Origin of the sequence: Streptomyces sp. NPDC001868 (assembly GCF_040297125.1) — a bacterium.
Classification (GTDB): Bacteria; Actinomycetota; Actinomycetes; order Streptomycetales; family Streptomycetaceae; genus Streptomyces.
In genome coordinates this window covers 97983-111957 of record NZ_JBEOYO010000016.1, presented here as the reverse complement: position 1 = coordinate 111957, position 13975 = coordinate 97983, and the positions used below count along the sequence as shown (strand labels likewise).

Below are 13975 nucleotides of genomic sequence, written 5' to 3'. Positions count from 1 at the left end.
GCCGAAAACCCCGGCGAGGTGGCTAGACCTCCCGGGGCGCGGCCGATCTGAACTGACTTGGAGCAGACCGACATGACGAAGCTTATCCGCCGTGCAGCCCACCGGCTGAGCCTCCTGTTCGCCCCCGGCACCGGGACCCGCAGGGCGGGCGCCGGCATCGCCCGGCAAGCGTCAGCACCCGACCCCGCCGCCGTGCAGCGACCCCCCGCCCACTGCACGCGCCCCACCCTCCCTGCCCATCGTTCTCCCTACTGCCGTCACCTCCCCCTCGACGGCGCCGAGAACCGGCTCGTCCGCCCCTACCTCACCGCCCATGAACACGACCACGCGCACGAGCGTGACCGACAGCAGCGCCGTCGTCTCGCCCTCGTGCTCGCCGCCGACTTCGGGATCGACCTCGACCAGCACCTCATCGGCGCGGGCAAGGCGACTGTCTGATGGAGTCTCAGTCCCCGACCGTGCTCCGCCTGCTGCCGTGGCTGTCGCCGGAGGGCAAACCGTGTTTTCTCTCCACGAGCGGCGAGGGCGGGTACCTGTCGCGACTGGCGGACGCCGCGGAGGCCCGGCAACTGGCCGCAGGCGCCGACGTACTCGCCCGTGCCCGTCAGGTCCTGGACGATCCGGTGTCGCCGAACGCCGAGGTGCGATACGCCGCGATCCGCCTCTCCGAGTGCCTGGCCAACGCCCTGCGCGTGGCCGAGTCACGCGTCACGCGGTTGCCCGCACCGGATACGGACCCGCCCTCCACAAGGCCGTAAGGGAAGGAGGGAAGGAGGGAGGGCGCAGACCCCACGCACACAGATCACCGGCTGTACTTCTCCGCCCGGTGCACACGCTCGGCGTCCTCGACGGCACCCCACGCACGCGCACGCCCGAAGTGACGGCTGATGCGGGCCACACGCTCGTGCTGCTCGGCGTAGAAGTGCAGAGCGAGATTCACCGCCTCCTTCTTGGTCCTGACCTTGGCCAGAGCCATGACTCGCTCCAGGGCGTCGTCATCGATGTCGATCTGCGTCACGGACATCCGGCGTCTCCCGCTCGCACGTTGGTGATGTACGTAGAGGAACACGTCACCACCCTTCAAGGGGCAAGTTCGCGGAAGACGCGCCACGCAAGGAGACGGCCCCACCGCCCCCTCCCCGAGTCAGCCCGTCAGCGCGTACGGGCCGGCTCGGGGGCCGTCGATTCCGCCGCCGCGGCGATGTTGCGGGCCATGCCGCCGAAGACCGCCGCGTGGAAGGGGGCCACGCTCCACCAGTAGGCGTGACCGGCGAGGCCGTGCGGGTGGAAGAGGGCGCGCTGTCTGTAGACCGTGTGCCCGTGGGGGTCCTGGTCGACGGTCATCTCCAGCCAGGCCAGGCCGGGGAGCCGCATCTCGGCGCGCAGCCGGAGGAGGCGGCCCGGCTCGATCTCCTCCACCCGCCAGAAGTCCAGGCTGTCGCCGGCCCGCAGCCGGGTGGCGTCCCGGCGGCCCCGGCGCAGGCCGACACCGCCGACCAGCCTGTCCAGCCAGCCGCGCAGGGACCAGGCCAAGGGCGAGGAGTACCAGCCGTTCTCGCCGCCGATGGCCTCCACCACCCGCCACAGGGCCTCCCGCGACGCCGCCACCGGACGCTCCCGACGATCCTCGTACAGGCTGCCGCCCGCCCAGTCGGGGTCGGTCGGCAACGGATCGCTGGGGGCGTAGGGAGTCGAGGCCGAGGACCAACGGGTGGCGACGTCCGCGTCCCGCACGCGCCGCAGCGCCAGCCCGATCGCCCGGTCGAGGGTGACCGGTCCCTCCGGCGGGTCCGGGACATAGGCGACGATGTCCCGCTCGGCGCAGACCACCTCGTGCTTCAGCGACTCGACGAGCGGGCGCGCGAGGGCGCCCGGCACCGGGGTGACCAGTCCGACCCAGAGGCTGGACAGCCGGGGGGTGAGCGGCGGCACCGGCAGGATGACCCGCTTCGGCAGCTCCGCGACGGCCGCGTACCGCCGCATCATCTCCTCGTACGTCACGACGTCCGGCCCGCCGATGTCGAAGGCCCGGTTCACGTCGTACGGCAGCCGCGCGCAGCCCACGAGGAGGCGGAGCACGTCACGGACGGCGATCGGCTGGATGCGGGTGCGCACCCAGCTCGGCGTCACCATCACGGGGAGCCGCTCGGTCAGATGGCGCAGCATCTCGAACGACGCCGACCCCGACCCGATGATCACGGCGGCGCGCAGTACGGCGGTCGGCACGCCCGAGGCCAGCAGCACGCGGCCCACCTCGGCGCGGGACCGCAGATGCGGCGACAGCTCGTGCTCGGGCACTCCGGCCGGGGTCAGCCCGCCGAGATACACGATCCGCCGGACCCCGGCGGCCCGCGCCCGCTCCCCGAAGATCCGGGCCGCCCGCCGGTCGGTCTCCTCGAAACCCCGCCCGGTGCCCAGCGCGTGCACGAGGTAGTACGCGACGTCCATACCCTCCATGGCCGCCCGCACGGACTCCGCGTCCGTCACATCCCCGCGCACGACCTCCGCCTCCCCGGCCCACGGATGATCCCGCAGCCTGCCGGGCGAGCGGGCCAGACACCGCACCGTGTACCCGGCGCGCAGCAGCTCGGGCACCAGCCTGCCGCCGAGGTAGCCGGTGGCACCGGTGACCAGACAGCGGAGGGGGTGGTCCGCGGCGGTCACTCGGGTCGCACCCCTGCCGGCCGGCCGCGCCTCGTCCGACGACGTCCGCCGAACCTCCGGGCCGCGTGCAACGTCATGGCTGCCCTCCGCTGAGCTCTGTCGTCGTCGGCCCCGAGCCCATGCTCAGCTCCGACACCCGGCCCCGCAACCCCGGCCCGCCCCGGTACGACGCGCCCTCGGACCGGCGTCATGGTCTTCCTCTCGTTCCTCTCGCCGGTCCTCCCTCCCCCAAGTCACGCTGAACCGCGCCACCCGCTTGACTACGCTGAAGAAGAGGCATCCATAACGGGGTAAGATCGGGCAAATTTCCCTAAGGAACCGAAAATGGGTCTCGGTGTCGGCCTGTCGGCCGTGAAGCGTAGGTCCCTCAGTCGGGCGGGGGCGGCGGCGCTGGTCGCTGTCGGCCTGGTGCTGACCGGGGCGTGTGGCGGTGGTGGGGGCGGGGGGAGCGGGGGCGACGACCTCACCGTCGGGGTGCTGCTCCCGGGGGGCGGGGCGTCCCGCTTCGGGCAGTTCGACCGGCCCCTGATCGAGAAGAAGCTGAAGGAGCTGTGCCCGGGCTGTCCGGCGGCGACCGTCGCCGCCACGGCCGAGCCGGCGGTCCAGCGGCAGCAGCTCGACGCCATGATCACCAAGGGTGTGGACGTGCTGATCGTCGCCGCCGTCGACGCCAAGGCACTGCGCTCCTCGGTCGAGGCCGCCGACCGGGCCGGCATCCCGGTCGTCGCCTACGACCGGCTCGCCCAGGGCCCCATCTCCGGGTACGTCACCTTCGACGGCGAGATCGTCGGCCGCCTCCAGGGCGAGGCCCTCCTTGAGGCCATGGGCCCGAAGGCGGACGGCGGCCAGATCGTCATGATGAACGGCGCCACCACCGACCCCAACGCCGGCTGGTACAAGCGCGGCGCGCTCTCCGTCCTGGAGGGCAAGGTGCGGATCGGCAAGTCGTACGACACCGTCGGCTGGCGGCCTGAGAACGGCTACGTCAACATGAGCGGCGCCATCTCCGCCCTCGGCGCGAACAACATCGACGGTGTCCTGGCCGCCAACGACAGCCTCGCCGGGGCCGTGGTCTCCGCCCTCAACGCCAGCGCCGTACGGCCGCTGCCCCCGGTCACCGGCCAGGACGCGGACCTCGCGGCCGTGCAGCGGATCGTCCAGGGCAGCCAGTACATGACCGTCTACAAGCCGTTCAAGCCCGCGGCCGACGCCGCCGCCGAGATGGCGGTCGCCCTCGGACGGGACGAGCCGATCGACTCCATCGCCACCGGCAGCGTCGACAGCCCCACCGACGAGAACGTCCCGGCGGTCCTGCTCCCGTCGGTCTCGGTGACGGCCGGCAACATCGAGGACACTCTGGTCAAGGACGGTATGTACACCATCGACCAGATCTGCACCCCGAAGCTCCGGGCCGCGTGCGACAAGGCCGGACTCGGCTCATGAGTCCCATTCAGGAGGTGGCCCGGTGGTTCAGCCCCTGCTGGCGTTGCGCGGCGTCTCCAAACGCTTCGCCGCCGTCCAGGCCCTGGTCGACGTCGAGCTGGAGATCAGGGCCGGGGAAGTCGTCGCCCTGGTGGGTGACAACGCCGCCGGGAAGTCCACCCTGGTCAAGGTGATCTCGGGGGTCGGTCCCCCCGACAAGGGCGTCATCGAGTGGGAGGGCGCCCCCGTCCAGATCCGGCGGCCCCAGGACGCGCAGCTCCTCGGCATCGCGGCCGTCTACCAGGACCTCGCGATGTGCGGGAACCTCGATGTCGTCGGCAACCTCTTCCTCGGCCGGGAGATCCACCGCTTCGGCGTCCTCGACGAGGTGGAGATGGAGCGCCGGACCCGCGAGCTGCTGCGCACCCTCTCCATCCGCATCCCCGACGTACGCGTCCCGCTCGCCACGCTGTCCGGTGGGCAGCGCCAGGTCGTCGCGATCACCCGCTCGTTCGTCAGCGCGCCCCGGCTGCTGCTGCTCGACGAACCCACCGCCTCCCTCGGCCTCGAACAGACCAACCAACTTCTCGACCTCATCGAGGAGCTGCGCGACCGGGGCACCGGGGTACTCCTCATCAGCCACAACATGGGGGACATCAAGGCCGTCGCCGACCGGATCGCCGTCCTGCGCCTCGGCCGCAACAACGGCCTCTTCAATGTGAGCACCACCTCGCAGGAGCAGATCATCTCCTCCATCACCGGCGCGGTGGACAACACCGCCAACCACCACCCCACCCACCCCGAGGAGACCTGGCCGTGAGGTGGAGAGGCGTGAGGTGGAGAGGGAGGGAGAAGGGGAAGGAGCCGGGGAGGCCTCAGGAGGACGGGCACCCGTGGTACGGCGAGCGTCCCCGCGCGTACGCCCACGCCGCGCGCCGCCGGCTGCACGAGGGCGAACTCGGCCCGGTCCCCGCCCTGCTCGCCCTCGTCGTGACGTGGATCGTCTTCCAGAGCCTCAACGAGAACTTCCTCTCGCCGCGCAACCTGTCCGTCCTCAGCGTGGAGATCGTCGGGACCGGCATGGTCGCCGTCGGCGTCGTCTTCGTCCTGCTGATCGGCGAGATCGATCTGTCGGTGGGCTCGCTGGCCGGTCTGTCCGGCGCCATGTTCGCGGCGCTGAACGTGAACCACGGCATGCCGGAGGGGCTCGCCGTGCTCGTCGCGGTGCTCTGCGGCGCGGCGGCCGGGGCGGCCCACGGGTTCATCTTCACCAAGATCGGCGTGCCCGCGTTCGTCGTCACCCTCGCGGGACTGCTGGCCTGGAACGGCCTGATGCTCTACCTCCTGGGGCCGGAGAGCTCCATCAGCTTCAGCGACGACGGCCTGGTCGCCGAGCTGACCAACCGCTCCTTCGGCGCCCCCGGCGTCACCTACGGCCTGGCGGCGCTCGGCCCGGCCGCGTACCTCCTGCTCTGCCACCGCGACCGCAGGCGCCGCGCCGCCGCCGGGATGCCGTATCGGGCGCGGGGCGACATCTGGGTGCGTACGGCGCTGCTCGCGGTGGCCGCGTTCGCCGCGGTCGCCGTACTGGACCGGTTCGAGGGGCTGCCGCTGGCGCTGCTGATCTTCCTCGCGGTCATCGTCGCCTCGGACCTCTTCCTGCGCCGCACGGTGTACGGCCGGCAGGTCCTCGCGCTGGGCAGCGGGGTGGAGGCGGCCCGGCGGTCCGGCGTCGACGTGTCGCGCGTACGGATCTGGGTGTTCCTGGTGTCGGGGACCCTGGCGGCGGTCGGCGGTCTGTTCGTCGCCTCGCGGCTCACCTCGGCGACCACGGTCCCGGGCTCCGGGATGCTGCTGATCAACGCCATCGCCGCCGCCGTCATCGGGGGCACCAGCCTGTTCGGCGGCCGTGGCTCGACCTGGTCCGCGCTGCTGGGCGTCCTCATCATCCAGTCGATCGCCTCGGGCATGGCCCTGCTGGGGGTCCAGCCCGCCGTCCAGTTCATGATCACGGGCGGGGTGCTGCTCGTCGCGGTGGTCTTCGACGCGCTGGCCCGACGCGCGGCGGAGACACGGGGGCGGGCGTAACCCGCCCGGCCGCTCGATCGCCCAGCCGCCCGGCCCTTCAGTCGCCCGGCCCTTCAGCCGCCCAGCCGCCTCAGGCGTCCATCCGCCCAGCTGCCTCAGGCGTCCATCCGCCCAGCCCCTCAGTCGTCCATCCGCAGGACCAGCCGCAGCGTCTCCGTCAGCACGGCGGTGGGGACCGTCGGGTCCGCCACTCGCTGGACACCGAGCCCTATCCCCAGGCTGAGCAGGGTCATCGCGGCCCGGTCGGCGGGCATGGCCGGGGCGACGCCCAGCTCCCGGGCCAGCCCGTCGATCAGCAGGGCCAGCGCCTCACGGACCACGGCGACCCGGGCCGTGATCTCCCGCCGCAGCTCGTCGTCGTGCCGCGCGCTGGTGAGGAACTCGACCTCCAGCGTGGTCCAGGCCTCGTCGCCGATGTGCGCCTCGGCCCACGCGGCGAAGGCCGTCAGACGGTCGTCGAGGGCGGCCTCGCCGGTCACCGCGTCCGTGAGCAGCGCCAGCTGTTCGGCCCGGATGTCGTCGAGGGCGGCGAGGCACAGATGACCCTTGCTGCGGAAGTTGGAGTAGACGGCGCCCTTGGAGTAGCCGGCCGTCTCCGCGACATCGCTGAGCGAGGTGGCGGCGTACCCGTGGGAGAGGAACAGCTCCCGCGCGGTGGCGACGAGCCGCTCACGCGTGCGCTCCTGGCTCTCGACGCGGCTGAGGCGGGCCATGTCTCGCTCCCTCTCCCCTCTCCTTCTCCCTCTCCAGGTGGCCGTGGGGCCGCAGGAGTTCCCGGATCCTATCTCCGACAAGGGCTGTCCAAGCATTTCGGGTACCACTAGTATCCGGATCTCGCCGGTATCCGGATTCCCCGAGCACCCGAGTAGGTGTATGTGAACGCGGTGAACGCCACGAGCACGCGCACGACCCCCTCCCGTCCCTCCCGAGGCCTCGTCCTGGGCTGCGGCGGCACACTCGGCGCGGCCTGGACGATCGCCGCCCTGCACTCCCTCCGGCGGGCCACACACTGGGACCCGCGCGAGGCCGAGGTCCTGGTGGGCACCTCCGCCGGGGCCGAGGTGGCGGCGCTGCTCGGCGCGGGCATCGGCGTCGACGACCTGCTCGCCGCACAGCTGGGCCGCCAGGACGCCCGCCCGGAACTCCTCCGGCACTTCGCCGCCCCGCCCCGGGCCCTGCCACCCCGGCCCGCCGCCTTCCCCGGCTCGCCCCGGCTGGCCCGCCGCGCGCTGCGCCGCACCGCCCCAATGCTGGCCGGGCTGTCCGGTCTCCTGCCCCAGGGACGCGGTGACGCCCGCCGACTGGCAGCCCTCGCGGACTCCCTGACGCCCCCCGGGCAGTGGGTCCGACACCCGGCGACCTGGCTGGTGGCCACCGACTTCGACACGGGCCGCCGTACGGTCTTCGGGCACCCCGACACCCGCCCGGCCGCGCTGCGGGACGCGCTCCGGGCGTCCTGGGCGGTGCCGGGCTGGTACCCGCCCGTACGCGTCGGGGGCCGGCGTTACGCCGACGGGGGCATCCTCTCCACCGCCTCCGCCGACCTCCTCATCCCGAGCGGGCTCGACGAGGTGTACGTCATCGCGCCGATGAGCTCCCGCTCCCCCGGACCACGCCGAGGGCTCGGCCGGGCGGAGGCACTGCTGCGGCGCGTCATGACCCGCACCCTCGACGCGGAGTGCGCCGCGCTGCGGGCGGCGGGCACCCGGGTCGTCCGGATCGAGCCCACCGCCGCCGACCTGGAGGTGATGGGCGGCAACTTCATGGACCCCGGGCGACGCCTCAGCGTCCTGGAGACCGCCCTGCGCACGACCCGCGCCCTCGTCCGCGAGGCCGTGAGCGAGGCCGCCCCTGACGCCGTCCGCGAGGCCGCCCCCACCGCCGACGCCCGGACAGGAGCCTGAGATGCCGCACCTCGAAAGCCCCGAAAGACCCGAGAACGCCGAGAACGCCGAGAACCTGGACCGTGCGGACAGCGCCGAAAGCCACCGCAGCCCGGCCGCCGCGACCGTCACCCACGAGACCCACCACGTCGAGGCGCTGATCATCGGCAGCGGTCTCTCCGGCATCGGCGCGGCGGTCAAGCTGCGCGAGGCGGGGGTGCGCGATCTGGTGCTCGTCGAGAAGGCGGACGACCTCGGCGGCACCTGGCGGGACAACACCTACCCGGGCTGCGCCTGCGACGTGCCCTCCGCCCTGTACTCGTACTCCTTCGCGCCCAACCCGGAGTGGACGCGGGCCTTCGCCGGCCAGCCCGAGATCCGCTCCTACCTCCGGGACACGGCCGCCGCGTACGGCATCACCCCGCTCATCCGCTACGGCACCGAGGTCACCCGGGCGCAGTGGAACCCGGCCGACGCCCGCTGGCACGTGGAGACCACCCGCGACACCTACACCGCCCGGTTCCTGATCTCGGCGGCCGGCCCCTGGCACGAACCGCTGCTCCCCGACATACCGGGCCTCGCCGACTTCCCCGGCGAGGTCTTCCACTCCTCGCGCTGGCGGCACGACCACGACCTCACCGGCGCCCGGGTGGCCGTCGTCGGCAGCGGTGCCTCGGCCGTGCAGTTCGTGCCCGCGATCCAGCCCCGCGTGGGCCGGCTGCATCTGTTCCAGCGCACCGCCCAGTGGGTGCTGCCCAAGCCCGACCACCCGGTGCCGCGCGCCGAACGATGGCTGCTGCGGAACCTCCCCGGAGCCCAACGGGCGCTGCGGGGCGCCGAGTACGCGGCGCTGGAGGCCCTCGGCGTCGGCTTCCGCCACCCGGCCCTGCTGCGGGCGGTGCAGAAGCTGGGCACGCTCCACCTCAGGGCCACCGTCAAGGACCCCCACCTACGACGGGCGCTGACCCCGGACTACACCCTGGGCTGCAAGCGCCTCCTGCTCTCCAACACCTACTATCCGGCGCTGACCAGACCCAATGTCACCGTGCACGCGACGGCGGTGCAGGCCGTCGAGGGCGGCCGGGTCATCGGCGCGGACGGCAGCCACGCGGACGTCGACACGATCGTCCTGGGCACCGGCTTTCACATTCTCGACATGCCCATCGCCCAGCGGGTGTTCGACGCCGACGGCACCGACCTGGACAGCCATTGGAAGGGCAGCCCGGACGCCTACCTCGGCACCACCGTCAGCGGCTTCCCCAACGCGTTCGTCCTGCTCGGGCCGCATCTCGGCACCGGGCACTCCTCCGCGTACGCGGTCCTCGAAGCGCAACTGGACTATGTGGCGGGCGCGGTACGGCACTTCCGCTCGGCGGGCTGGACCAGCATGGACGTACGCCCCGAGGTGCAGGCCGCGTTCAATGCCGAGGTCCAGCAGGCGCTGCCGTCGACCGTCTACAACGCGGGCGGCTGCTCCAGCTACTACCTGGACGACAACGGCGTCAACAGCTTCAGCTGGCCCTGGTCAACGGGCCGGATGCGCCGGCAGCTTGCGCGGTTCGACCCCGAGGCCTACGACATCACGGAGGCTGCCGGCTGAGGCCGTGACCCGACTGCCGCGATCAGGAAGGAGAGGGCGGTGGTCACCGCGATGCTCCCCAGCGTCACCATCGTGACGCCGATGACGAACAGGCCGCTGGCGTCGTCCGACCAGTCGTAGAAGGAGGCGACGGTCAGACCGGCGGTGGTGCCGACGACGGCGCCCGCGATGTGCCGCCGGGAGGCCGCCCAGTACAGCGGCGGCAGCAGGGTCAGCACCAGACCGATGACCTGCCACGCCTCGTACGGGCCGGTCGACGAACCGTCAGGATGCAGATCACGCCGCTGGTCCCAGCCCAGCCAGAGGGCCCACAGGGTCAGCGACGCCACGGCCGTCACGAGGGTCGGCAGCAGCTGGGAAACGGACTTGGGAAGGTCTCGGGTCATGTCCCCAGCCTCCCGGCGCGCCCCGCCGGCGCACAGAGCGCACGTACTCAGCTTCACCCGAGTACGTGAGCGCCCAGGGCCCTAAGCGGGTGAAGCCCGGTCCCGGATTCCCGGTGCGGGGCATGGATGAAGCCCCCGGCCCCACCCGGCGGAGCCGGCGGACCCGAAGCGCTGGAGTTGAGCGATGAACGCGATGAAGCAGAGCCCTGACCGGACCGATCCCACCGGCCACCCGACCCACCGTGTTCCGGTCCTGATCGTCGGGGGGTCCCTCGTCGGTCTGTCGACGTCGGTGTTCCTCGGCCGGCTCGGGGTGCGGCACACCCTGGTGGAGCGGCACACCGGCACCTCCATCCATCCGCGCGGCCGGGGCAACAACGTCCGCACGATGGAGCTGTTCCGGACGGCCGGCGTCGAGCCGGGCATCCGGGAGGCCGCCGCCACCCTGGCCGAGAACCACGGCATCCTGCAGACGCCCACCCTGGTCGGCGACGCGGGCGAGTGGCTCTTCAAGCAGATCGACGCGGGCGGCGGACTGGCCCGGTTCAGCCCCAGTTCCTGGTGCCTGTGCAGCCAGAACGACCTGGAGCCGGTGCTGTTCGAGCACGCGGAGCGGCTCGGCGGCGATCTGCGGTACGGCACCGAACTGCTGTCGTTCGAGAGCGATTCCGACGGTGTCACGGCGATCGTCAAGAGCCGTGAGACGGGCGAGCACACCACGATCCGCGCGGACTATCTCGTCGCCGCCGACGGCCCCCGCTCCCCGATCCGCGAGCAGCTCGGCATCGGGCAGAGCGGTCCCGGCGACCTGTTCCACAACGTCAGCGTCACCTTCCGCTCCCGCGCCCTCGCCGACGTGGTGGGCGACCGCCGCTTCATCGTCTGCTATCTGACGAACCCGGACGCCGACGGTGCCCTGCTGCCCGTGGACAACAAGGAGAACTGGGTCTTCCACGCCCCCTGGCACCCCGAACACGGCGAAACCCTGGAGGAGTTCACCGAGGAGCGGTGTGTCGAGCACATCCGCCGCGCGGTCGGGGTCGCCGACCTCGACGTCGAGGTCACCGGCAAGGCCCCCTGGCACGCCGCCCAGCGGGTCGCCCGGAGCTACCAGTCGGGGCGGGTCTTCCTGGCCGGCGACTCGGCCCACGAGATGTCCCCCACCGGGGCGTTCGGCTCCAACACCGGTATCCAGGACGCCCACAACCTGGCCTGGAAGCTGGCGGCCGTACTCGGCGGCTGGGCCGGAGAGGGACTGCTCGACTCGTACGACGCCGAGCGCCGCCCGGTGGCGGAGGCCACCAGCGCCCGTGCCGCCGCCCGCTCGGTCGAGCACAGCCACCCCGGCTTCGCCCCGGCCCCCGGCGTCGGCGGTGGCGGCGGCCCGCAGCGCGGCATCCTCGACGTGGCCCTCGGCTACCGCTACCCCCGGGGCGCCGTCCTCGGCGCCGATCCCGCGACCCCGGTCGTCCCCGAACGCCTCGACCTGTCCGGCGAACCCGGCAGCAGGGCACCCCACATGGCGGTACGGCACCGGGGCGAAGCCCTCTCCACCCTGGACCTCTACGAACGTTCGCTCGTCCTGCTCAGCGACGCCGACGCGGACGCGGACGCCCGCACCGATGGGCCGGGCGGCGGCTGGCACGAGGCCGCCCTCCGCCTCGCCGAGGCGATGTCCGTCCCCCTCACCTCGTACCGGTTCGGCACCGGCCCCGAGGCCGAGCTGACGCCCGAGGGCGACGCGGACTGGGCGGCCGTCCACGGCACGACGGCCGGGGGCGCCGTCCTCGTCCGGCCCGACGGATTCGTGGCGTGGCGGTCGCCGGGGCCGGTCCCGGACGCCGAGTCCGCCCTGCGCGAGGTCCTGACCACCGTGCTCGCGACGAGCCGAAGCCGTAACCCGTGAACTCACCTGCCGGGCCGGGCGCGTTCACCCGAGTGATCGTCTTGAGTGGTGACGGGGAGACGGCTGGCTGACGGTGGATCACGTCGGGGGCGGGTCACCACAGCTGACGAAGTGCCAGCTGCCCGCCCCGCCGACGGAAGGATCGTCAGATGCGTTCTGCTCGCACGCTCATGGCCACCGCGGCGGCCGCCGCCGTCCTCGTACTCGGCGCGCCCGGCGCGTACGCGTCCGGGGGCTGGGACGACACGGACTCCTCCTACAGCAAGGAGCAGGACAAGGGGCAGGAGACGGGACAGGAGAAGGGCCAGGAGAAGGAGACCACCGGCACCACGCTGCAGGACGAGCGCTCCTGGAGCGGCAAGCAGGAGGGCGAGTCCTGGAGCGGGAAGCAGGACGAGGGGTCCTGGAGCGGGAAGCAGGAGAAGCCCAGCGGGGGGATGCACACCGGTGGCGGCGGTCTCGCCTCGCCGGCCGTGACCGCCGGCGGACTCGCCGTCCTCGCCGTCGCCGGGACCGGTCTGTACGCGGCGCGCCGCAGGAAGACCGCCGGAAGCGTGGCCTGACCCGTGCCGGACGCGATAGCCGCCGCGGCCGCCACGCGCGCCCCCGTGTGGCGGCCCGGCAGGTCAGGCGCGCGGCGGCCCGGTAGGTCGGGCGCATGGCGGCGCGGCCGGTGAGGCGACGCGTGACGCGCCGTCACCCGCCCGGCGCACCGGTCACCCGCGCAGTGCATACGAGTCGCGCGCCGGAAGGGGCGGGCTCAGGATCGAGGCACGCCGACGTCACGCCGGTCCGGCCGACGTCCGTCCTTCTCTGCCCCCCACCGAGGAGATGTGCGCAGGATGACCACCACGTCCGAACGTGTTTCCCAGACGCTGAAGCGACAGGTGTCGCAGCACGTCTCCCAGTCCGTCTTCGACGGCTCCCGGCTCCGTGTCGTCCTGCTGGTCGACGTGTACGACGGGGCCCAGCAGCAGTTCCTGGAGGCGTACGAGCAACTGTGCAACCAGGTCGCGTCCGTCCCCGGGCATGTCAGCGACCAGCTGTGCCAGTCCATCGAGAACCCCTCCCAGTGGCTGATCACCAGTGAGTGGGAGAGCGCCCCGCCGTTCCTCACCTGGGTGAACAGCGAGGAGCACGTGCAGATGGTGAGGCCGCTGCACGACTGCGTCCGGGACACCCGTTCGCTGCGCTTCCACATCGTCCGCGAGACCGGCGGCCCGGCCGTGGCGGCGGAGACGGGCGAGCGCCGGCTGCAGACCTCGCCGCGGATCGGCGACGGCCTGATCCGGCACGCGCTCACCTTCACGGTCAAGCCGGGCAGCGAGGAGAAGGTCGCGCGGATCCTCGCCGACTACGCCGCGCCCGAACCGAAGGTCGACGACACCACCCGGCTGTGCCGCACCTCCCTGTTCATGCACGGCAACCGGGTGGTCCGGGCCGTCGAGGTGCGGGGCGACCTGCTCGCCGCGCTGCGGCACGTGGCCCGGCAGCCCGAGGTGCGGGCGGTCGAGGAGGCCATCAACCCCTATCTGGAGCAGGACCGGGACCTCGACGACCCCGACTCCGCCCGGGTCTTCTTCACCCGCGCGGCCCTGCCCGCCGTCCACCATGTGACGGCCGGTCAGGAGAGCCCGGACGCCGTACGGCACGCGCTGTACTACCCGGCCCGGGAGGGCTGCGGTCTGCGGCTGGCCGAACTGCTCGCCCGGCAGGACGAGGCGGCGGCGGACGACCCGCAGGGGCCGGTGCTGCGCAGCACGATCTTCCAGCGCGACGACATCGTGGTGCGGCTGGTCGACGTACGCGGCGGCATCGACAACGACCCCGGGCCCGTGCTCGGTCTCACCGACCGTGCCCGCGCGGCCGAGCTGACTGCGCTCCTCGACGGCGGCGCCCTCGGCGCGGACGGCTCGCCCAGGGACGGCGCCCCGGCCCGGCTTCTCACGGTCGCCCGCATGGAACTCGTCACCGACCGCCGGGCGCCCGACGCCTGATCCCTGTCGCCCCAGCACATGTTCGACGC

General features: G+C 72.7%; 14 protein-coding genes. 10 read left to right on the top strand and 4 right to left on the bottom strand.

What is annotated here, in order from left to right; all coding sequences use genetic code 11:
* Positions 1–72: 72 nt before the first annotated feature.
* Together ABT147_RS20535 and ABT147_RS20530 are read left to right on the top strand one after the other, a co-directional pair.
* Entirely contained in the window at positions 73–438 is a 366-nt protein-coding gene (locus tag ABT147_RS20535; protein ID WP_351408059.1) for a hypothetical protein, read from the top strand.
* On the top strand, positions 438–758 hold the full coding sequence (locus tag ABT147_RS20530) for a hypothetical protein (RefSeq protein ID WP_351408057.1): 321 nt from the start codon (positions 438–440) through the stop codon (positions 756–758). Before ABT147_RS20535 ends, ABT147_RS20530 begins: the two co-directional genes overlap by 1 nt.
* Positions 759–802: 44 nt before the next feature.
* Here the strand turns inward: ABT147_RS20530 and ABT147_RS20525 are convergent, their stop codons facing one another.
* Entirely contained in the window at positions 803–1024 is a 222-nt protein-coding gene (locus ABT147_RS20525; RefSeq protein WP_351408055.1) for a type II toxin-antitoxin system VapB family antitoxin, read from the bottom strand.
* A gap of 128 nt (positions 1025–1152) precedes the next feature.
* Positions 1153–2664, bottom strand: a complete 1512-nt coding sequence (locus tag ABT147_RS20520; protein ID WP_351408053.1) for an SDR family oxidoreductase — start codon at positions 2662–2664, stop codon at positions 1153–1155.
* 324 nt (positions 2665–2988) lie between these two features.
* On the opposite strand from ABT147_RS20520, the gene ABT147_RS20515 reads away from it, so the two are divergent.
* Genes ABT147_RS20515 through ABT147_RS20505 form a run of 3 tightly spaced genes read left to right on the top strand, consistent with a single transcriptional unit; the run spans position 2989 to position 6174 of the window.
* Complete coding sequence (locus ABT147_RS20515; RefSeq protein ID WP_351408051.1) at positions 2989–4107, top strand: sugar ABC transporter substrate-binding protein; 1119 nt, start codon at positions 2989–2991, stop codon at positions 4105–4107.
* Between the two features lie 22 nt (positions 4108–4129).
* Positions 4130–4906 (top strand): ATP-binding cassette domain-containing protein, encoded by a 777-nt coding sequence (locus tag ABT147_RS20510; protein WP_351408049.1) that lies wholly within the window; start codon positions 4130–4132, stop codon positions 4904–4906.
* Positions 4907–4917: 11 nt separating this feature from the next.
* Positions 4918–6174 carry a sugar ABC transporter permease gene (locus tag ABT147_RS20505; protein WP_502983123.1) on the top strand — a complete coding sequence of 419 codons (1257 nt, stop codon included), beginning with the start codon at positions 4918–4920 and terminating at the stop codon, positions 6172–6174.
* Between the two features lie 119 nt (positions 6175–6293).
* Here the strand turns inward: ABT147_RS20505 and ABT147_RS20500 are convergent, their stop codons facing one another.
* Positions 6294–6887, bottom strand: coding sequence for a TetR/AcrR family transcriptional regulator (locus ABT147_RS20500; protein ID WP_351408047.1), 594 nt, complete (start codon positions 6885–6887; stop codon positions 6294–6296).
* A gap of 171 nt (positions 6888–7058) precedes the next feature.
* Here ABT147_RS20500 and ABT147_RS20495 point away from each other — a divergent pair, with 171 nt between their 5' ends.
* The gene (locus ABT147_RS20495) at positions 7059–8078 is read left to right on the top strand and encodes a patatin-like phospholipase family protein (RefSeq protein WP_351408045.1); all 1020 of its coding nucleotides are present in this window, start codon (positions 7059–7061) and stop codon (positions 8076–8078) included.
* A gap of 1 nt (position 8079) precedes the next feature.
* The gene (locus ABT147_RS20490; protein ID WP_351408043.1) at positions 8080–9657 is read left to right on the top strand and encodes a flavin-containing monooxygenase; all 1578 of its coding nucleotides are present in this window, start codon (positions 8080–8082) and stop codon (positions 9655–9657) included.
* Here ABT147_RS20490 and ABT147_RS20485 read toward each other — a convergent pair.
* Complete coding sequence (locus ABT147_RS20485; RefSeq protein WP_351408040.1) at positions 9630–10043, bottom strand: hypothetical protein; 414 nt, start codon at positions 10041–10043, stop codon at positions 9630–9632. The genes ABT147_RS20490 and ABT147_RS20485 overlap by 28 nt on opposite strands.
* 184 nt (positions 10044–10227) lie before the next feature.
* Between ABT147_RS20485 and ABT147_RS20480 the strand changes: the two genes are divergently transcribed.
* The 3 genes from ABT147_RS20480 (at position 10228) to ABT147_RS20470 (ending at position 13946) form a co-directional block, all read left to right on the top strand.
* The gene (locus tag ABT147_RS20480) at positions 10228–11949 is read left to right on the top strand and encodes an FAD-dependent oxidoreductase (RefSeq protein ID WP_351408038.1); all 1722 of its coding nucleotides are present in this window, start codon (positions 10228–10230) and stop codon (positions 11947–11949) included.
* A 149-nt stretch (positions 11950–12098) separates the two neighbouring features.
* Positions 12099–12512: a hypothetical protein gene (locus ABT147_RS20475; protein WP_351408036.1), complete on the top strand. Its 414-nt coding sequence runs from the start codon at positions 12099–12101 to the stop codon at positions 12510–12512.
* A 279-nt stretch (positions 12513–12791) separates the two neighbouring features.
* On the top strand, positions 12792–13946 hold the full coding sequence (locus tag ABT147_RS20470) for a SchA/CurD-like domain-containing protein (protein WP_351408034.1): 1155 nt from the start codon (positions 12792–12794) through the stop codon (positions 13944–13946).
* The last annotated feature ends 29 nt before the right edge of the window (positions 13947–13975 follow it).

Bases quoted from the DNA above. Each gene is read 5' to 3' on its own strand.
- ABT147_RS20535 (WP_351408059.1), top strand. From the start codon at position 73: ATGACGAAGCTTATCCGCCGTGCAGCCCACCGGCTGAGCCTCCTGTTC.
- ABT147_RS20515 (WP_351408051.1), top strand. From the start codon at position 2,989: ATGGGTCTCGGTGTCGGCCTGTCGGCCGTGAAGCGTAGGTCCCTCAGT.
- ABT147_RS20490 (WP_351408043.1), top strand. From the start codon at position 8,080: ATGCCGCACCTCGAAAGCCCCGAAAGACCCGAGAACGCCGAGAACGCC.
- ABT147_RS20500 (WP_351408047.1), bottom strand. From the start codon at position 6,887: ATGGCCCGCCTCAGCCGCGTCGAGAGCCAGGAGCGCACGCGTGAGCGG.
- ABT147_RS20485 (WP_351408040.1), bottom strand. From the start codon at position 10,043: ATGACCCGAGACCTTCCCAAGTCCGTTTCCCAGCTGCTGCCGACCCTC.
- ABT147_RS20470 (WP_351408034.1), top strand. From the start codon at position 12,792: ATGACCACCACGTCCGAACGTGTTTCCCAGACGCTGAAGCGACAGGTG.
- ABT147_RS20475 (WP_351408036.1), top strand. From the start codon at position 12,099: ATGCGTTCTGCTCGCACGCTCATGGCCACCGCGGCGGCCGCCGCCGTC.
- ABT147_RS20480 (WP_351408038.1), top strand. From the start codon at position 10,228: ATGAACGCGATGAAGCAGAGCCCTGACCGGACCGATCCCACCGGCCAC.
- ABT147_RS20525 (WP_351408055.1), bottom strand. From the start codon at position 1,024: ATGTCCGTGACGCAGATCGACATCGATGACGACGCCCTGGAGCGAGTC.
- ABT147_RS20530 (WP_351408057.1), top strand. From the start codon at position 438: ATGGAGTCTCAGTCCCCGACCGTGCTCCGCCTGCTGCCGTGGCTGTCG.